The sequence below is a fragment of the Pseudonocardia sp. ICBG162 genome (genome assembly GCF_020496225.1).
Taxonomy (GTDB): Bacteria; Actinomycetota; Actinomycetes; order Mycobacteriales; family Pseudonocardiaceae; genus Pseudonocardia; species Pseudonocardia alni.
Genome location: NZ_JAHLJD010000017.1, coordinates 773,667 through 792,154, shown reverse-complemented (window position 1 = coordinate 792,154; position 18,488 = coordinate 773,667). Strand labels below are relative to the sequence as shown.

General features: G+C 74.2%; 16 protein-coding genes. 12 read left to right on the top strand and 4 right to left on the bottom strand.

The window, feature by feature from the left end:
- The first annotated feature begins 5 nt into the window (after positions 1-5).
- From KPL60_RS17855 to KPL60_RS17840, 4 genes are all read left to right on the top strand, one after another.
- Positions 6-1,517, top strand: coding sequence for an MmgE/PrpD family protein (locus tag KPL60_RS17855; RefSeq protein ID WP_226366537.1), 1,512 nt, complete (start codon positions 6-8; stop codon positions 1,515-1,517).
- The gene (gene prpB / locus KPL60_RS17850) at positions 1,517-2,422 is read left to right on the top strand and encodes a methylisocitrate lyase (RefSeq protein WP_226366536.1); all 906 of its coding nucleotides are present in this window, start codon (positions 1,517-1,519) and stop codon (positions 2,420-2,422) included. Before KPL60_RS17855 ends, prpB begins: the two co-directional genes overlap by 1 nt.
- Positions 2,419-3,546: a bifunctional 2-methylcitrate synthase/citrate synthase gene (locus KPL60_RS17845; RefSeq protein WP_226350418.1), complete on the top strand. Its 1,128-nt coding sequence runs from the start codon at positions 2,419-2,421 to the stop codon at positions 3,544-3,546. The genes prpB and KPL60_RS17845 overlap by 4 nt, the downstream gene beginning before the upstream one ends.
- A 99-nt stretch (positions 3,547-3,645) precedes the next feature.
- Complete coding sequence (locus tag KPL60_RS17840; RefSeq protein WP_226366535.1) at positions 3,646-4,452, top strand: enoyl-CoA hydratase/isomerase family protein; 807 nt, start codon at positions 3,646-3,648, stop codon at positions 4,450-4,452.
- An 18-nt stretch (positions 4,453-4,470) separates the two neighbouring features.
- Here KPL60_RS17840 and KPL60_RS17835 read toward each other — a convergent pair whose 3' ends face one another.
- Positions 4,471-5,898, bottom strand: coding sequence for a short-chain fatty acyl-CoA regulator family protein (locus tag KPL60_RS17835; protein ID WP_226366534.1), 1,428 nt, complete (start codon positions 5,896-5,898; stop codon positions 4,471-4,473).
- A 210-nt stretch (positions 5,899-6,108) separates the two neighbouring features.
- Here KPL60_RS17835 and aceA point away from each other — a divergent pair, with 210 nt between their 5' ends.
- From aceA to KPL60_RS17795, 8 genes are all read left to right on the top strand, one after another.
- A complete protein-coding gene (gene aceA / locus KPL60_RS17830; RefSeq protein WP_226366533.1) occupies positions 6,109-7,413 on the top strand; it encodes an isocitrate lyase in 1,305 nt (434 codons plus the stop codon).
- A gap of 12 nt (positions 7,414-7,425) precedes the next feature.
- Positions 7,426-8,250, top strand: coding sequence for an isocitrate lyase/phosphoenolpyruvate mutase family protein (locus KPL60_RS17825; protein ID WP_226366532.1), 825 nt, complete (start codon positions 7,426-7,428; stop codon positions 8,248-8,250).
- Entirely contained in the window at positions 8,247-9,380 is a 1,134-nt protein-coding gene (locus tag KPL60_RS17820) for a bifunctional 2-methylcitrate synthase/citrate synthase (protein WP_226366531.1), read from the top strand. Before KPL60_RS17825 ends, KPL60_RS17820 begins: the two co-directional genes overlap by 4 nt.
- 212 nt (positions 9,381-9,592) lie before the next feature.
- Complete coding sequence (locus tag KPL60_RS17815; RefSeq protein WP_226366530.1) at positions 9,593-11,095, top strand: CoA-acylating methylmalonate-semialdehyde dehydrogenase; 1,503 nt, start codon at positions 9,593-9,595, stop codon at positions 11,093-11,095.
- Positions 11,092-12,249 carry an acyl-CoA dehydrogenase family protein gene (locus KPL60_RS17810; protein WP_226350428.1) on the top strand — a complete coding sequence of 386 codons (1,158 nt, stop codon included), beginning with the start codon at positions 11,092-11,094 and terminating at the stop codon, positions 12,247-12,249. Before KPL60_RS17815 ends, KPL60_RS17810 begins: the two co-directional genes overlap by 4 nt.
- Positions 12,246-13,325 carry an enoyl-CoA hydratase/isomerase family protein gene (locus tag KPL60_RS17805; RefSeq protein WP_226366529.1) on the top strand — a complete coding sequence of 360 codons (1,080 nt, stop codon included), beginning with the start codon at positions 12,246-12,248 and terminating at the stop codon, positions 13,323-13,325. The genes KPL60_RS17810 and KPL60_RS17805 overlap by 4 nt, the downstream gene beginning before the upstream one ends.
- A complete protein-coding gene (mmsB, locus tag KPL60_RS17800) occupies positions 13,322-14,206 on the top strand; it encodes a 3-hydroxyisobutyrate dehydrogenase (RefSeq protein WP_226366528.1) in 885 nt (294 codons plus the stop codon). The genes KPL60_RS17805 and mmsB overlap by 4 nt, the downstream gene beginning before the upstream one ends.
- Positions 14,203-15,012 carry an enoyl-CoA hydratase gene (locus tag KPL60_RS17795; protein WP_226366527.1) on the top strand — a complete coding sequence of 270 codons (810 nt, stop codon included), beginning with the start codon at positions 14,203-14,205 and terminating at the stop codon, positions 15,010-15,012. The genes mmsB and KPL60_RS17795 overlap by 4 nt, the downstream gene beginning before the upstream one ends.
- Here KPL60_RS17795 and eutC read toward each other — a convergent pair.
- The 3 genes from eutC to eat are packed head-to-tail and all read right to left on the bottom strand — an operon-like array spanning position 14,969 to position 18,470.
- Entirely contained in the window at positions 14,969-15,706 is a 738-nt protein-coding gene (eutC, locus tag KPL60_RS17790; RefSeq protein WP_226366526.1) for an ethanolamine ammonia-lyase subunit EutC, read from the bottom strand. The genes KPL60_RS17795 and eutC overlap by 44 nt on opposite strands.
- Positions 15,703-17,079, bottom strand: coding sequence for an ethanolamine ammonia-lyase subunit EutB (locus tag KPL60_RS17785; protein ID WP_226350433.1), 1,377 nt, complete (start codon positions 17,077-17,079; stop codon positions 15,703-15,705). Before KPL60_RS17785 ends, eutC begins: the two co-directional genes overlap by 4 nt.
- Positions 17,076-18,470, bottom strand: a complete 1,395-nt coding sequence (gene eat / locus KPL60_RS17780; RefSeq protein WP_226350434.1) for an ethanolamine permease — start codon at positions 18,468-18,470, stop codon at positions 17,076-17,078. Before eat ends, KPL60_RS17785 begins: the two co-directional genes overlap by 4 nt.
- Between the last annotated feature and the right edge of the window lie 18 nt (positions 18,471-18,488).

The window sequence follows — 18,488 nt, the reverse complement described above, 5'->3', positions numbered from 1 at the left end:
CCCGCATGACCGTCGACCACAAGGTCCGGGTGCACCGCAGCGAGGAGAACCTCGCCCGCACCGACCAGCTCGCCTGGAAGATCGCGGAGGTGGCCGCCGACCCGGTCGCCCCGCCCGCCGAGGTCGCCGACATGGTCGTGAACCGGCTCGTCGACAACGCCGGTGTGGCGACGGCGTCGCTGGACCGCGGCCCGGTCGTCGCCGCCCGGGCGCAGGCGCTGCGGCACGCGGCGGCCGCGGACCGTGCGGGCTCGGTCGTGTTCGGCACCCGGGAGCGGGTCTCGCCGGAGTGGGCGGCATGGGCGAACGGCGTCGCGGTGCGGGAGCTGGACTTCCACGACACGTTCCTGGCGGCCGACTACTCCCACCCCGGGGACAACATCCCGCCGCTGCTGGCCGTCGCCCAGCACACCGGTGCCGACGGCGCCGCGCTCACCCGGGCGATCGCGGTCGCCTACGAGGTGCAGGTCGCGCTCGTCACCGGGATCTGCCTGCACCAGCACAAGATCGACCACGTCGCCCACCTCGGCCCCTCGGTCGCCGCGGGCATCGGCGCGCTGCTCGACCTGCCGACCGAGGTCACCTACCAGGCCGTGCAGCAGGCCCTGCACACGACGACCGCCACCCGGCAGTCGCGCAAGGGCGAGATCTCGTCGTGGAAGGCGTTCGCCCCCGCCTTCGCGGGCAAGGTCGCCATCGAGGCCGTCGACCGGGCGATGCTCGGGGAGGGCGCGCCGTCGCCGATCTACGAGGGCGAGGACGGCGTGATCGCCTGGCTGCTCGACGGCCCGGACGCCGGCTACACGGTGCCGCTCCCGGCGCCGGGCGAGGCGCCGCAGGCGATCCTGCAGACCTACACCAAGGAGCACTCCGCCGAGTACCAGAGCCAGGCGCTGATCGACCTGGCCCGCCGGCTCGGCCCGCGGCTGCGCGAGGCCGGTGGCCCGGACGCGGTGCGCAGCATCGTCATCCACACCAGCCACCACACCCACTACGTGATCGGCTCCGGCTCCGGGGACCCGCAGAAGTACGATCCGCAGGCGTCCCGGGAGACCCTGGACCACTCGATCCCCTACATCGTCGCGGTCGCGCTGCTCGACGGCGGCTTCCACCACGAGCGCTCCTACCCGCCGCACCGTGCCGCCGACGGCGAGCTGGTCCGCCTGTGGCACGCGATCTCGACCGTCGAGGATCCGGAGTGGACCCGCCGCTACCACTCCCACGACCCCGCGGAGAAGGCGTTCGGCGGCCGGGTGGAGATCACCCTCACCGACGGGTCGACCCTGGTCGACGAGATCGCCGTCGCCGACGCGCACCCGCTCGGCGCCCGCCCGTTCGGCCGCGAGCAGTACGTCGGCAAGTTCCGCGACCTGGCCCGCGACACCGTCGACCGCGTCGAGCAGGACCGCTTCCTCGACCACGCCCTGCGGCTGCCCGAGCTGGACGCGGGCGAGCTGGGGGAGCTGACCGTCGTCCCGGTGTCGCTCGCGGGCGCCCCGGGCCGCGGGGTGTTCTGATGCTCGGCACGACCACCACCGCGCACGGGCGCCGGGTGGCGTTCCGCGAGGCGCTGGCGAGCGGGCGGCTGCTGCAGTTCCCCGGGGCGTTCAACGCGCTGTCGGCGATGCTCGTCGCCGACCAGGGCTTCGACGGCGCCTACGTCTCCGGTGCGGTGCTGTCGGCGGAGCTGGGGCTGCCCGACGTCGGGCTGACGACGGCCACCGAGGTCGCCGCCCGGGCCGCGACGATCGCCCGGCAGACCGACCTGCCGACCCTCGTCGACGCCGACACCGGCTGGGGCGGCCCGGCGTGCGTCGCGCGCACCGTGCAGTCCTTCGAGGACGCCGGCGTCTCCGGCCTGCACCTGGAGGACCAGGTCGACCCGAAGCGCTGCGGCCACCTCGCGGGCAAGGAGCTCGTGTCCACCGAGGACATGTGCACCCGGATCCGGGCCGCCGTGCGGGGCCGCCGCGACGACGCCCTCGTGCTCTGCGCGCGCACCGACGCCCGCGCCGTCGAGGGGCTCGACGCCGCCGTCGCCCGTGCCCGGTCCTACGTGGACGCCGGCGCGGACATGGTGTTCGTCGAGGCGCTGACCTCGGAGAGCGAGTACGCGGCGTTCCGCGACGCGCTCGACGTCCCGCTGCTGGCGAACATGACCGAGTTCGGCAGGAGCCCGCTGCTCACGGCGGACACCCTGGCCCGGCTCGGGATGAACGTCGTCATCTACCCGGTGACCCTGCTGCGTCTGGCCATGGGCGCCGCCGAGGCCGGGCTCGCCGAGATCCGGCGCACCGGCACCCAGTCCGGCGTCGTCGACCGGATGCAGACCCGCGCACGCCTCTACGAGCTGCTCGGCTACGACGAGTACGCGGCCTTCGACGCCCGCCTCGCCGGATATCAGGAGGAGGACCCCGCATGACCGTCATCGACACCCCGCCCGAGGTCCGCAAGGGACTGGCCGGCGTCGTCGCCGACACCACGGCGATCTCGAAGGTCGACGCCGACACGAACTCGCTGCTCTACCGCGGCTACCCGGTGCAGGACCTCTGCGCGCACCGCGGCTTCCTCGACGTCGCCCACCTGCTGTGGCACGGCGAGCTGCCCGACCCGGCGGCGCTGGCCCGGCTGGAGGCGCAGGAGCGGGCACTGCGCCCGATCGACCGCAGCCTGCAGGCGCTGCTGCTGTCGACGCCCACCACCTGCCACCCGATGGACACCCTGCGCACCGCGGTGAGCTGGCTCGGCTCCGAGGACGCCCAGGAGGACGACCCGACCGCCGACGCGCAGAAGTCGCTGCGGCTGCTGGCCGCACTGCCGACCGTCGTCGCGATCGACCAGCGGCGCCGGCGCGGACTGGACCCGATCGCGCCCGACCCGGACCTGGGCTACGCGGCGAACTTCTTCCGGATGACCTTCGGGGAGGTCCCGGAACCGGAGGTCGTCCGGGCATTCGAGGTCTCGATGATCCTCTACGCCGAGCACAGCTTCAACGCCTCCACGTTCACCGCGCGCGTGGTGACCTCGACGCTGTCGGACCTCTACAGCGCCGTCGTCGCCGGGATCGGTGCGCTCAAGGGGCCGTTGCACGGCGGCGCGAACGAGGCCGTGATGCACATGCTCGCCGGGATCGACGGCCCGGACGCCGCGCAGGCGTGGCTGGCCGACGCGCTCGCGCAGAAGAAGAAGATCATGGGCTTCGGGCACCGCGTCTACAAGCGCGGCGACTCGCGGGTGCCGACCCTGCAGGCGGCGCTGGAACAGGTCGTCGAGCTCCGCGGCGCCGGCACGCTGCTGGCCACCCACTCGGCGCTGGCCGCGGCGATGCTGCGGGAGAAGGGCCTGCACCCCAACCTCGACTATCCGGCGGGCCCGCTCTACCACCTGATGGGGTTCGACATCCCGATGTTCACGCCGCTGTTCGTGATGTCGCGGATCACCGGGTGGACCGCCCACATCTCCGAGCAGCTGGCCGCGAACTCGCTGATCCGCCCGCTCGCGGCGTACGAGGGCGCCGCCCGCCGCGAGGTGCCCGGCCCGGCCTGACCCGGTGCCGTCCCGCCACCGGCCGACCGCCGGTTCCCCGCACCCCGGCCCGCCCGTCGATCACGGGCGGGCCGGGGTGCCGTCGCCCGGAAGGTGCCCATGAGCCTCCACCCGACCGCCCCGACCGAGTACCCGGTGGACCCACCGGGGGTGCGACTGACCCGTGACGGCCCGTACGTCGCCGTCCTCACCCTGGACCATCCGCCCGCCAACGCGCTCTCCGCCCCGGTACGGGCGGCGGTCGGGCGCGCGCTCGACGCGGTGGAGGCCGACACCGCGGTCCGGGCGCTCGTCCTCACCGGGGTCGGCCACTTCAGTGCGGGCGGGCACCTCGGCGAGGAACGACGGGCCCGCGACGACGGCACCTCCGCGGACTTCCTGGACGGGGTCCTGCGGCTCACCGACCGGATCGAGGAGTTGCGGGTCCCGGTGGTCGCCGCCGTCACCGGGGGAGCGGTCGGCGGTGGGCTCGAGCTCGCGCTGGCCTGCGACATCCGCGTCGCGGCCGACGACGCGTTCTTCGTCGCGGCGGGCGTGAACGTCGGGCTGATCATGAGCGTCTGGCGGCTGCCGCGGCTCATCGGTCTCGGTCCGGCCCGGGAGATGCTGCTGACCGGGGAGCGCTGCGACGCGGCGACCGCGCTGCGGACCGGGCTGGTCGGCACGGTCGTCCCGGCGCGTGACCTGCTGCGGACCGCGTGCGGGCGCGCGCACCGGATCGCCACGCGGGCACCGCTGGCGGTCGAGGCGACCAAGGCCGCGGTCGGCCGTGCGCACGACCTCGACGCCGACGGCGCCCGCGCGCTGCAGGCCTCGCACTTCACCCGGCTGGCCGCGACCCGCGACCACGAGCACGCGGTCTGCGGCGTCCTGAACCGCCACCCCGTGGAGTTCGGCAGGCGCTGACCCCGCTGCTCCGGCCGCTCAGCCGCCGGTCGACACCGGATAGGGCACGAAGGTGCTGCGGTCCTCCAGGATCTGGGTCGCGTGGTCGAGCCGCGGGAAGGCCCGCTGGGGGCAGCGGGTCCGGCTGCAGACCCGGCACCCCGCGCCGATCGGGGTGGCCGCCGCGGGGTTGTCGAGGTCGAGCCCGTCGGAGTAGACGAGCCGGTGGGCATGGCGCAGCTCGCAGCCCAACGCGATCGCGAACGTCTTGCCCGGCCGCCCCCAGCGGCGCTGCGAGCCGGTGACGGTGCGCGCGACCCAGAGGTAGCGGGCGTCGTCGGGCATGGCCGCGACCTGCACGTCGATCTCGCCGGGGGAGGCGAAGGCGCGGTAGACGTTCCACAGCGGACACGTCCCGCCGCCGCGGGAGAAGTGGAAGCCGGTCGCGGACTGGCGCTTGGACATGTTCCCCGCCCGGTCCACCCGCACGAACGAGAACGGGACCCCGGGCTCCGACGGGCGCTGCAGCGTCGACAGCCGGTGCGCGATCGTCTCGAAGCCCTGTCCGAAGTGGTCGGACAGGCGCTCGATGTCGTAGCGGAAGGTCTCCGCCGTCGTGCGGAACTCGCCGTAGGGCAGGGTCAGGGCGGCGGCGAAGTACCGGGCCAGGCCGATCCGGGTGAGCGTGTGGGTGTCGGCGTCGACGGGCTCCTGCGCGGCGAGGCCCTCGATCGTGTCGTCGTGTTCCAGCAGGGCGAGCTGGGTCGCCATCCGGAACGCCTGCTGCCCGGCGCGCAGCGTGGGCGAGAGCCGCAGCACCCGGTCGACGGGGTCGTAGCGGTGCAGCTCGCCGGCGCCGCCGCGGTCGTCCTCCAGCCCGGCGATGCCGACGCCGTGCATGCTGCGCAGCCGTTCCGCCAGCGCGCGCCGCACCTCGCCGCGCCGGACCCCGATCCCGGTGGCCAGGGTCTCGGCGGCGTCGTCGAGCTCGGCGACGTGGTTGCGGCGCCGGTAGAAGTAGTCGCGCACCTGCTCGTGCGGGGACGCCGACCGGACCCGGTCGCTGCCGTCGCGCGGGCCGTCGGCCGCCGCGGCCAGGTGCTCGTCGGCGCGCCGCCAGCGCCGGTAGAGCTCCAGCACCGCGTCGGCGGCCGAGGGCAGCTCCGCGGCCAGCCGTTCGATCTGGCCCACCGGGACCGACCCGGCGGCCGAGGTGGTCTCGGCGAACACCTCGTGCAGCTCGGCGACGAGACGCTCGGGCCGCCGGGCCGCGAAGAACGCCGCGTCGACGCCGAACACCTCGGTGATCCGTAGCAGGACCGGCACCGTCAGCGGGCGCGAGCCGTGCTCGATCTGGTTGAGGTAGCTGGGCGAGATCTCCAGGTTGCGGGCCAGCTGGGCCTGGCTCATCGAGCGGGTCTCGCGCAGCGCGCGCAACCGGGTCCCCGGGATGCCTGAGGTCGCCATGCTGCGGACTGTAGCCGAGGACACCCTTCGCAACCTTCGCAGAATCCGGCCGGAAGATGCGCAGGAGTTGGCAGGTCGCCACCGTCGCCGGACCCCGGTCCCGGCTCCGATGCTGGTCGCGCTCCGTTCGAGAGATCGCCACACCCTCCGGTCACCACCGGCCGGGCCGTGAGCGCGGACACGGACGAGACCTTCGCAGAGGAGCACGACATGACCGGGACCCATCGCCAGGAGCGGATCGACGAGCTGGAGCGGCAGTGGGCGCAGGACCCGCGCTGGGCCGGGACCACCCGCGGGCACTCCGCACAGGAGGTGGTGGCGCTGGCCGGCAGCGTCCGCGAGGAGCACACCCTGGCCCGTCTGGGCTCCGAGCGGCTGTGGCGGCTGCTGCACGAGCGCGACTACGTGCACGCACTCGGCGCGCTGACCGGCAACCAGGCGGTGCAGAGCGTGCGCGCCGGGTTGGAGGCGATCTACCTGTCCGGCTGGCAGGTGGCGGCCGACGCCAACCTGGCCGGGCAGACCTACCCCGACCAGAGCCTCTACCCGGCGAACTCGGTGCCGTCGGTGGTGCGCCGGATCAACAACGCGCTGCTGCGGGCCGACCAGATCAGCACCCTGGAGGGCCGTGCCGCCGCCGACGGCGGGGACGACCCGCACTGGCTGGTGCCGATCGTCGCCGACGCCGAGGCGGGCTTCGGCGGTCCGCTCAACGCCTTCGAGCTGATGCGGGCCATGATCGCCGCCGGGGCGGCGGGCGTGCACTTGGAGGACCAGCTCGCGTCGGAGAAGAAGTGCGGGCACCTGGGCGGGAAGGTGCTGGTCCCGACCTCGCAGCACGTCCGCACGCTGAACGCGGCGCGGCTCGCGGCCGACATCGCCGACGTGCCGTCGGTGATCGTCGCCCGGACCGACGCCCAGGCCGCCAACCTGATCACCTCCGACGTCGATGAGCGTGACCGGCCCTACCTCACCGGCGAGCGCACCGCGGAGGGCTTCCACCGGGTCACCGGCGGCATCGAGCCCTGCATCACCCGCGGTCTGGCCTACGCGCCGTACTCCGACCTGCTGTGGATGGAGACCTCGGTGCCGGACCTGGAGCTGGCGCGCAAGTACGCCGAGGCGATCAAGGGCCAGTTCCCGGACCAGCTGCTCGCCTACAACTGCTCGCCGTCGTTCAACTGGCGCAAGCACCTCGACGACGACACGATCGCCCGCTTCCAGCGTGAGCTGGGCGCGATGGGCTACGCGTTCCAGTTCATCACCCTCGCCGGCTTCCACGCGCTCAACCACTCGATGTTCGACCTGGCCAAGGGCTACGCCGCGAACGGCATGACCTCCTACGTGGCGCTGCAGGAGCGTGAGTTCGCCGCCGAGGCCGACGGCTACACCGCGATCAAGCACCAGCGCGAGGTCGGCACCGGCTGGTTCGACGCGGTCTCCACCGCGGTCAACCCGGAGTCGTCGACGACGGCGCTGGCCGGGTCCACCGAGTCCGAGCAGTTCCACGGCTGAACGGGTGCGCTGATGCTGCAGACCGACGTCCCCCCGGTCCGCAGGCGGACCGGGCTGCGCGCGGCGCTCGGCCGTGCCCGGCCGGGGGCGCGACCGCTGCGCTTCCAGACCGTCACCACCACCGCGGCCGCGCGTCAGGTCGCCGCACTCGGCCTCGACGGCGTCCACGTGACGGCGGCGACCGCGGGCATGGAGGAGCCGGTCGCGCTGACCGCGCGGATCGTGCGGGCCACCCCGCTGCCGGTCCTCGTGGACCTGGGCGGTGACGGCGACGCCGACGACGTCGCCCGGTTCGAGTCCGCCGGCGCGTCCGGTGTGCACCTCGACGACACCGATCCCGCCGACCACGCGGCCGACGACGTCGCGGCCCGGGTCCGCGCCGCCGTGCGGGTCCGCCACGACCCGGACCTCCTGATCGGGGTCCGCACCACCGCCGGCGCCGCCGGCGGCCTGATCGAGACCATCGACCGTGCCCGCGCCTGTGTCGGCGCCGGTGCGGACGTGATCGTCGTCGAGGCGCCCGTGTCGCGGACCGCGTACACGGTCCTGCGCGAGGCCCTCGCCGTCCCGCTGCTCGTGACCGCGACCACGGTCACCGGCGGCGACCCGACCCCCGTCCTGCTGCCCACCGTCACGCAGCTCGCCGCCCTCGGCATGGACGTCGTGATCCACCCCGTCACCGGCCCGCGGGCCCCGGCCGCCACCGACCGTGGCCGCCGGGACCCGCGCGACGCAGGAACACCACGAGGTCCCGCCGGCGCGCTCCCGCCCGGAGCCCACGGCGGCGACCGCACCCGGGACCGCGCCGCGGCTCCCGCCGGAGGAGGACACCGATGACCGAGAACCCGAGGGACACCCACGTCCGGCGCGGCCTGGTGGGGGTCGTCGCCGACACGACGTCGATCTCCGACGTCGACCCCTGCCGCAACGTGCTGCTCTACCGCGGCTACCCGGCGCCCGGGCTGACCGAGCGCCACACCTTCCTCGACGTGGCGCACCTGCTGTGGACCGGCGAGCTGCCGGACGCGGCGGAGCTCGCCGCGCTGGAGCGTCGCGAACGGTCGCTGCGGGCGCTGGACCCCGCGTGCGAGGCGATGCTGCTGTCGCTGCCGACCGACTGCCACCCGATGGACGTGCTGCGCACCGCCGTGAGCCGGATCGGCGCCGCCGACCCCGCGACGGCGGACCGCTCCACCGACGCGAGTGCGGACAAGGCCGTGGAGCTGCTCGCGGTGCTGCCGACGGTCGTCGCGCTGGACCAGCGGCGTCGCCGCGGCCTGGACCCCATCCCACCGGACCCCGGCCTCGGCCACGCCGAGAACGTGTTCCACATGACCTTCGGGGAGGTCCCCGAACCGGAGGTCGTGCGGGCGTTCGAGATCGCCATGATCCTCTACGCCGACCACGGCTTCAGCGCCTCCACCTTCGCCGCCCGGACCGTCACCTCCACCCGGTCGGACCTCTACAGCGCGGTCGTCGCCGCGCTCGGAGCGCTCAAGGGCGAGCTGCACGGCGGGGCGAACGAGGCCGTGATGACCCAGTTCGCCGAGATCGGCGACCCCGACCACGTCGACGACTGGCTGGCCGCCCGGCTCGAGGCCGGCGAGCGGGTGATGGGCTTCGGGCACCGGGTCTACAAGCGCGGCGACTCGCGGGTGCCCGCGCTGCACGCGCAGATGCGACGGGTCGCGGAGATGCGCGGCGGCCGGGACCTGATGGCGCACTACGAGGTCCTCGCCGGCGCGATGCTCCGCGAGAAGGGGCTGCGCCCCAACCTCGACTACGCGGCGGGTCCGCTGTTCCACCTCATGGGGTTCGACACCCCGCTGTTCACCGCGCTGTTCGCGATGTCGCGGATCAGCGGCTGGACCGCGCACGTGATCGAACAGGCCGCACACAACGTCCTGATCCGTCCCGTCGCGCAGTACGACGGGAAGTCCCGGCGGGAGGTGGACGCCATTCGATGACACCCTGAATACGCGTCAGAGAACCGGACGGGTCCGATGCCCAGTCCGGTTCTCGGCATGCCTGGAGTTCGACGAAAGATGGTGTTCCGGAACACATCCACGCAGGTGGTGGACATAGATGGACGTCCGACTTTATGGTCGTGGGGCCAAGGCGGACGCTGTCGCGGACGCCGTTCCGGCTCCTTTTCCATCTCGTCGAACGGGGCACTCCCATGTCCGAGGTCATCGACCATTTCGTTTCCGGAAAACCGTGGACGGGTGCGTCCGCGCGATTCTCCGACGTCTTCGACCCCAACCACGGAACCGTCCGTAGCCGGGTCCGGCTCGCCGGTGCGGGCGACGTCGACGACGTCGTGCGCACCGCGGTGGCCGCGCAGCGGGAGTGGGCGGCGTGGAACCCCCAGCGCCGGGCGCGGGTCCTGCTCCGCTTCCTGGCGCTGGCGAACGCCCACGCCGACGAGCTGGCCGCGCTCCTGTCCTCCGAGCACGGCAAGACGCTCCCCGACGCCCGCGGCGACCTGCAGCGCGGGCTCGAGGTCGTCGAGTTCGCCGCCGGGGCCCCGCACCTGCTCAAGGGGGAGTACTCCACCGACGCCGGACCGGGCATCGACGTCTACTCGATGCGCCAGCCGCTCGGCGTGGTCGCGGCGATCACGCCGTTCAACTTCCCCGCCATGATCCCGCTGTGGAAGGCGGCACCCGCGCTGGCCTGCGGCAACGCGGTGATCCTCAAGCCGTCCGAGCGCGACCCGTCGGTGCCGGTCCGGATCGCCGAGCTCTTCGCCGAGGCCGGGCTTCCCCCGGGCGTGCTCAACGTCGTGCACGGTGACCGCGAGGCCGTCGACGCCCTGCTGGTGCACCCCGACGTCGCCGCCGTCGGGTTCGTCGGATCCACCCCGATCGCCCGGCACGTGTACGCGACCGCCACCGCGCACGGCAAGCGCGCGCAGTGCTTCGGCGGGGCGAAGAACCACCTCGTCGTGCTGCCCGACGCCGACCTCGACCAGGCCGCCGACGCGCTGTCCGGCGCCGCGTTCGGCTCGGCCGGGCAGCGCTGCATGGCGATCTCGGTGGCGGTCCCGGTGGGGGAGGAGACCGCCGACCGGCTCGTCGCCAAGCTCGCCGAGCGTGCCCGTGGCCTGGTCCTGGGCCGCTCGGACTCCGAGACCGCGGACCTCGGGCCGCTGGTCGGGGCCGACGCGGTCGAGCGGGTCACCGGCGCGATCGACGCGGGCGTCGACGAGGGCGCGGAGCTCGTCGTCGACGGGCGCGGGGTGCCCGCACCGGAGGGCGCCGAGGGCGGCTGGTTCGTCGGCGGGACGCTGTTCGACCGGGTCACCACCGACATGGGCCTCTACCGCGACGAGATCTTCGGCCCGGTGCTGTCGGTGGTCCGGGCTGCCGACTACGCCGAGGCGCTGCGGATCGCGAACTCCCACGAGTACGGCAACGGCGTCGCGATCTTCACCCGCGACGGCGACGCCGCCCGCGACTTCGCGGCGAAGGTCGAGACCGGCATGGTCGGCGTCAACGTGCCGATCCCGGTCCCGATCGCCTACCACACCTTCGGTGGCTGGAAGGCCTCCGGATTCGGCGACCTCAACCAGCACGGCCCGGACGCGTTCCGCTTCTACACCCGCACCAAGACCGTCACCTCGCGCTGGCCCTCCGGGATCAAGGACGGCGCCTCCTTCGTGATCCCGACGATGTCGTGACCGCCCGGTACGCCGAGACCGCCGAGCTGACCGACCTCCAGCGGGACCTCGTCGCCACGGCCGAGACCTTCGCCGCCGAGCGCCTCGCGCCGCACGCGGTGGCGTGGGACCGCGACAAGCACTTCCCGGTCGACGTGCTCCGCGAGGCCGCGAAGCTGGGCATGGCCGCGCTGTACGTCGCGGAGGACCACGGCGGGACGGGACTGTCCCGGCTGGACGCCGCGCTGGTGTTCGAGGCGCTGGCCACCGGCTGCCCGTCGCTGGCCGGGTACCTGTCGATCCACAACATGGTCACCGGCATGGTCGACCGGCACGGCACCGCCGCCCAGCGCGAGCGGTACCTGCCCGCGCTGTGCGCGATGGACGAGCTCGCCTCCTACTGCCTCACCGAACCCGACGCCGGCTCCGACGCCGCGGCCCTGCGCACCACCGCCGTCCGCGACGGCGACGACTGGGTCCTCGACGGCGTCAAGCAGTTCATCTCCGGTGCGGGCACCTCCGACCGCTACCTGGTGTTCGCCCGCACCGGCGGGCCCGGCGCCGCCGGCATCAGCGCGTTCCTCGTCGCCCGCGACCTGCTCGCGTTCGGCCCGGACGAGCCCAAGATGGGGTGGAACGCCCAGCCCACCCGGCAGGTCGTGCTGCGCGGGGTGCGGGTGTCCGACGACGACCGGCTCGGGGCCGAGGGCGAGGGCTTCCGGATCGCGATGGGCGGGCTCGACGGCGGCCGGCTCAACATCGGCGCCTGCTCGCTCGGCGGGGCTCGCGCCGCGCTGGACCGGGCCGTCGCCCACCTCACCGACCGCACCGCGTTCGGGGCGCCGCTCGCGCGGCGCCAGGGGCTGCGGTTCCGGGTCGCCGACGCCCACACCGAGCTCACCGCGGCCCGGCTGCTGCTGCACCGCGCGGCCCGGGCCCTCGACGCGGACGAACCCGGGGCGACCCGGCTCTGCGCCATGGCCAAGCGGCTGGCCACCGACACCGGCCACGACGTCGCCGACACCGCCCTGCAGCTGCACGGCGGCTACGGCTACCTCGCCGAGTACGGCATCGAGAAGATCGTGCGGGACCTGCGCGTGCACCGGATCCTCGAAGGCACCAACGAGGTGATGCGCGTGATCGTCTCCCGCGGACTGATGGGAGCGGACCAGTGACCACCTGCGGCGACGTGCGCCTCACCCGCACCGGCCGGATCGGGCACATCGAGCTCGACCGGCCCCGGGCGATCAACGCCCTGACCCACGACATGGTCCGCGCGATCGCCGCGGCCCTCGACGACTGGGAGCACGACGACGGGATCGGCGCCGTGCTGCTGACCGGCGCGGGCGAGCGCGGCCTGTGCGCGGGCGGCGACATCCGCGCCATCCACGACGACGCGCGGGCCGGCGGCACCGCGACCCGGGACTTCTGGCGCGACGAGTACCGGCTGAACGCCCGGATCGCCCGCTACCCGCGGCCGTTCGTGGCGGTCATGGACGGGCTCGTCATGGGCGGCGGGGTCGGGGTCTCGGCCCACGCGAGCCACCGGATCGTCACCGAACGCACGCAGATCGCCATGCCCGAGACCGGGATCGGGTTCGTCCCGGACGTCGGGGGCACCTGGCTGCTCGGCCGTGCCTCCGGTGAGCTCGGCACGCACGCCGCGCTGACCGGGTGCCGGCTCGGCCCGGGCGACGCCCTGGCCATGGGCCTGGCCGACTGGTACCTGCCGACCGACACCGTCCCGGCGCTGCTCGCCGCGCTCGGCGACGTCCGGGTGACCGGCACCGCGTTCGACGAGCACCTCGGGCACCTGCTCCAGCACCTCGCCGCCCCCGAGCCCGAGGCCGGGCTCGGCGCGTCGCGCTGGTGGATCGACCGCTGCTACGCCGACGGCACCGCCGAGCAGATCGTCGCCCGGCTCTCGGCGTCCGGCGTGCCCGACGCCGAGGACACCGCCAAGACGATCGGGCAGCGCTCGCCGTCGTGCGTGAAGGTCGCGCTGGAGTCGGTCCGCCGGGCGCGCCGGCTCCCGTCGCTGGAGCACGCGCTCGACCAGGAGTTCCGGGTGTCGCTGCGCTGCCTCACCGAACCGGACATGGTCGAGGGGATCCGCGCGCAGGTCGTCGACAAGGACCGCAACCCGCGCTGGAACCCACCGGTGCTCGAACAGGTCGACGACACCCTGGTGGACGGCTATTTCGCGCCGCTCACCGACACCGACGAGCTGGGACTGGGGGAGGACCGATGAGCCGGATCGCCGTCGTCGGACTGGGGAACATGGGCGGCCCGATGGCCGCCAACCTGGTCGCCGCCGGGCACGAGGTCACCGGGTACGACCCGGCCCCGGCGGCCCGCGACACCGCGGCCGCCGCCGGGGTGACGGTGCACCCCACCGGCCCCGACGCCGTCCGCGACGCCGAGGTGGTGATCACCATGCTGCCCACCGGCGGGCACGTGCTGGCCGTCCACGACGAGCTGCTCCCGGCCGCACCGGACGGTGCGCTGTTCGTGGACTGCTCGACCATCGACGTCGCCTCCGCCCGGGCGGCCCACGCGCGGGCCGCCGCGACCGGGCACCCGTCGGTCGACGCCCCCGTCTCGGGCGGCGTCGTGGGTGCGGAGGCCGGGACGCTCACCTTCATGGTGGGCGGCGAGCAGGCCGCCGTCGACGCGGCGGGGCCGGTCCTCGCCGTGCTCGGGAAGCGCACCGTCCACTGCGGAGGGCCGAGCGCGGGCCAGGTCGCGAAGATGTGCAACAACATGGTGCTCGGCGCGTCGATGGTGGTGGTCGCCGAGGCGTTCGTGCTGGCCGAGCGCCTCGGGCTGGAACCGCAGGCCCTCTACGACGTCCTGTCCACCTCGTCCGGCCGGTGCTGGGCGGTCGACACCAACTGCCCCGTGCCCGGTCCGGTGCCCACCAGCCCGGCCAACCGGGACTTCACCGGCGGGTTCGCCGCCCAGCTCATGCTCAAGGACCTGCGGCTCGCCGACGCCGCGGCCGCCGAGGCCGGCGTCGACACCGCGGTCGGCAGGCGCGCCACCGAGCGCTACGCCGAGTTCACCGCGCGCGACCCGCGCACCCAGGACTTCTCGGCGATCATCACCGACATCCGGAGGGACCAGTCGTGACCGGGTACACCACCATCGTCGTCAGCACCCCGGCCGAGGGGGTCGGGCTGGTCCGGCTGGACCGGCCGAAGGCGCTCAACGCGCTGAACCAGGAGCTCATGCACGAGGTGATCACCGCCGTGCGGGCCTTCGACGCCGACCCGGCCGTCGGTGCGGTGGTGATCACCGGCTCGGACCGGGCGTTCGCCGCCGGGGCCGACATCGCCGAGATGGCCGGGCTGTCGCACGCCGAGGTCGTCGCGACCGACCTGTTCGCCGGCTGGGACGGCCTGACCGGGCTGCGCACCCCGCTCGTCGCGGCCGTCTCCGGGCACGCACTCGGCGGCGGCTGCGAGCTCGCGATGCTGTGCGACGTGCTGGTCGCCGCCGACACCGCCCGGTTCGGGCAGCCCGAGATCCGGCTCGGGGTCATCCCCGGGATCGGCGGCTCGCAACGGCTCACCCGCGCGGTGGGCCGGGCCAAGGCGATGGACCTGTGCCTCACCGGGCGCACCATGGACGCCGCGGAGGCCGAGCGGTCCGGCCTGGTCAGCCGGGTGGTCCCGGCGGACACCCTGCTCGACGAGGCCCTCGCCGTCGCGTCCACGATCGCGGGGATGTCGCGGACGGCCACCGCCGCGGCGAAGGAGGCCGTGGCCGTCGCGCTGGAGACCTCGCTGGCCGAGGGGCTGCGGTTCGAGCGCCGGACCTTCCACGCGCTGTTCGCCACGCCGGACCGGGCGGAGGGGATGGCGGCCTTCCTGGAGAAGCGGCCTGCGGTGTTCAGCCGTCCGGAGCGCCCGGGGGCAGCGCCGGATCGGCCTTGAGCGCGACCCCGGACAGCTTCAGCCGCCGGGCCTCGCTCATCAGCAGGGCGAGGGTGGTCGCGGCGGCGGCGTAGCCGGTGCCGTGCGGCGGGCGGACGTTGGAGATGCAGTTGCGCTCGGAGTCGCGGCGGCCCCGGTGGGCGTCGTAGGTGAAGTACAGCCCGAGCGAGTCGACCGAGCTCATCCCCGGCCGCTCCCCGACGAGCACGACGACGTGCCGCGCCCCGACCGCGGTCGCGATCTCGTCGCCGAGCGCGACCCGGGCCTGGGTGGCGACGACGACCGGCGCCACCCGCCACCCGTCGAGCCGGTCGAGGATCTCGGCCAGCATCCCGGGGGCGTGCTCGGCGACCGCGCGGGGCGAGAGCCCGTCGGCGACGACGAGCACCACGTCGTGCTCCCCGCGCGGCAGGTCCGTGCCGTCGGCGAGGCGGCGGCCCAGGTCGGGCCGGGTCAGGTACTCGGTGCGGTCGGCCGGGGCCCCGGCGGCGCGCAGCGTGTCCACCCCGAGCGCGGCGATCCGGTCGGCGAGCGCGTCGACGTCGAGCGGGGTGTGCACGGCGTCGCGAGCCGCGGCGTGCGCCGCCCGCAGCTCCAGCAGCCGCGCGGTCGGCAGCGCGTCCCCGGCCCGGCCGAGCGCGACCCGCGCCCGGGTGGAGGCCCGCAGCAGCTCCAGCGGGTCGGACCCGCTCACCGCACACCCGCCGTGAGCGCCCGGACCGCGGACGGCGCGAGCTCCTTGAGTCGCCCGTCCGGCGCCAGCATGTCCATCGTGGACAGCCACGTCCCGAACTCGGGCGCCGGGCGCAGACCCAGCACCTGCCGGGCGTAGAGCGCGTCGTGGAAGGACAGCGACTGGTAGTGCAGCATCACGTCGTCGCCGCCGGGCACGCAGATGACGAACGAGCAGCCCGCCGCGCCGAGCAGCGTGAGCAGGGCGTCGGTGTCGTCGGCGTCGGCCTCGGCGTGGTTGGTGTAGCAGACGTCGACACCCATCGGGACACCCAGCAGCTTCCCGCACAGGTGGTCCTCCAGCCCGGCGCGGGTGATCTGCTTGCCGTCGTAGAGGTACTCCGGCCCGATGAACCCGACGACGGTGTTGACCAGCAGCGGGTCGAATGCGCGGGCCACGGCGTAGGCCCGCGCCTCCAGCGTCTGCTGGTCGACGCCGTGGTGGGCGTCGGCCGACAGCGCGGAGCCCTGCCCGGTCTCGAAGTACATGCAGTTCGTGCCGACGGTGCCCCGGCCCAGCGACAGCGCCGCGTCGTGCGCCTCGCGCAGCATCGCCAGGGTCACCCCGAACCCGGTGTTCGCCGCCTCGGTGCCGGCGACGGACTGGAACACCAGGTCCACCGGGGCGCCGCGCTCCATGATCTCGATGGAGGTCGTGACGTGGGCGAGCACGCAGGACTGGGTGGGGATGTCGTAGCGGGTGCGCACCTCGTCGATCAGGTGCAGCAGGTCGGTGGTGCGCTGCGGCGAGTCGGTCGCCGGGTTGATGCCGATGACGGCGTCGCCGCAGCCGAGCAGCAGCCCGTCGACGATGGACGCGGTCACCCCGGCCGGGTCGTCGGTGGGGTGGTTGGGCTGCAGCCGGGTCGCCATCGTGCCGGGCAGCCCGACCGTCGAGCGGAACGCGGTGACGACCGGGGTGCGCCGCGCGACGGCGATCAGGTCCTGCAGCCGCATCAGCTTGGCCGTCGCCGCGACCATCTCCGGGGTCAGGCCGGGCGCGAGCGCGGTGGTGTCGGTGGACGGGTCCAGCAGGTGCTCGCGGAACCCGCCGACGGTCATCGACGCGACCGGGGCGAACGCCGCGCGGTCGTGCGAGTCGACGATCAGCCGGGTCACCTCGTCGTCGTCGTAGGGGACGACCTGCTCCTCCAGGAACGTCGCGAGCGGCAGGTCGGCGAGCACCGTCTGGGCGGCCACGCGCTCGGACTCCGAGCGGGCGGCGACACCGGCCAGCACGTCCCCGGAGCGTTCCGGGGTGGCCGCGGCCAGCAGCGCCCGCAGGTCCGCGAACTCGTGGGTGTGCCCCCCGACGGAGGCCCTGCGGGTCGTCACGTGAGCTCGGCCTCCGCCTGTGCCAGCGCCGCGAACTCCTCGTCGGGGGCCGCGGCGACCAGGTGGTGTCGGGAGTAGAGCGCGAAGTACAGCATGAACAGGGCGAAGGCGCCGAGGGTCGCGCCCGCCGCGACCGGGTCGACGAGGAACGTCGCGATGACCGCGAGCACGGCGACGACCAGCGCGAACCCGGTCGTGACGACGCCGCCGGGGGTCCGGTAGGGCCGCGGCATCTCCGGCGCGGTCCGGCGCAGCACGATGTGGCTGACCATCATCAGCACGTAGGACAGGGCCGCGCCGAACACCGCCATGTTGAGCAGCACCGCGCCCTGCCCGGTGAGCGAGAGCAGGAAGCCGATCGCGCCGGGGACGATCAGGGCGAGCGTGGGGGCCTTGCGGCCGTTGGTCACCGACAGCACCCGCGGCAGGTACCCGGCGCGTGACAGCGCGAAGGTCTGGCGGGAGTAGGCGTAGATGATCGAGAAGAAGCTCGCGACGAGCCCGGCCAGCCCGACGTAGTTGACCACGACCCCCGCGGTCGACCCGCCGAGCGCCTCGACCAGCGGGTTGCCCGACTCCGACAGCGCCTGCGCGCCGAGCGCGCCGGTCGCGAGCACCAGCACCAGCGCCCCGGTGACGAGCAGGACCAGCATCGCGGCGACGATCCCGCGGGGCACGTTCCGCTCGGGGTCGCGTGCCTCCTCCGCAGCCAGCGGGACGCCCTCCAGCGCGAGGAAGAACCAGATCGCGAACGGCACCGCCGCCCAGATCCCCAGGTAGCCGAACGGCAGGAACGGCGACGCTCCGGCGGCCGCGGTCGGCGCGATGTCGACGAGGTTCGCGGTGTCGAACAGCGGCACCGCGGCGACGGCGAACACCACCAGTCCCAGCACGGCGACCGTGGTGATCACGAACATGACCTTGAGCGCCTCGCCGACACCGGCGATGTGGATGCCGATGAACAGCAGGTAGGCGGCGAGGTAGACCCACCACCCGTCGGTGATCCCGAACAGGCCCAGCGACTCGACGTAGGCGCCGATGAAGGTGGCGATCGCCGCGGGGGCGATGGCGTACTCGATGAGGATCGCGGTGCCGGTGGCGAACCCGCCCCACGGGCCCAGCGCGCGGCGGGCGAAGGTGTAGCCGCCGCCCGCGGCGGGCAGCGCCGAGGACAGCTCGGCCATGCCCAGCACCATCGCGAAGTACATGCCCGCGATGACGACGCCGGCGATCAGCAGCCCGCCGAACCCGCCCTGGGCGAGGCCGAAGTTCCAGCCCGAGTAGTCGCCGGAGATGACGTAGCTGACGCCGAGCCCGGCGAGCAGGACCCAGCCCGCCGCCCCGGTCCGCAGCCGGCGTCGCTCCAGGTAGTCCGACGGGTCCTGGGCCATGTCGTCCTCCTGGGCGCG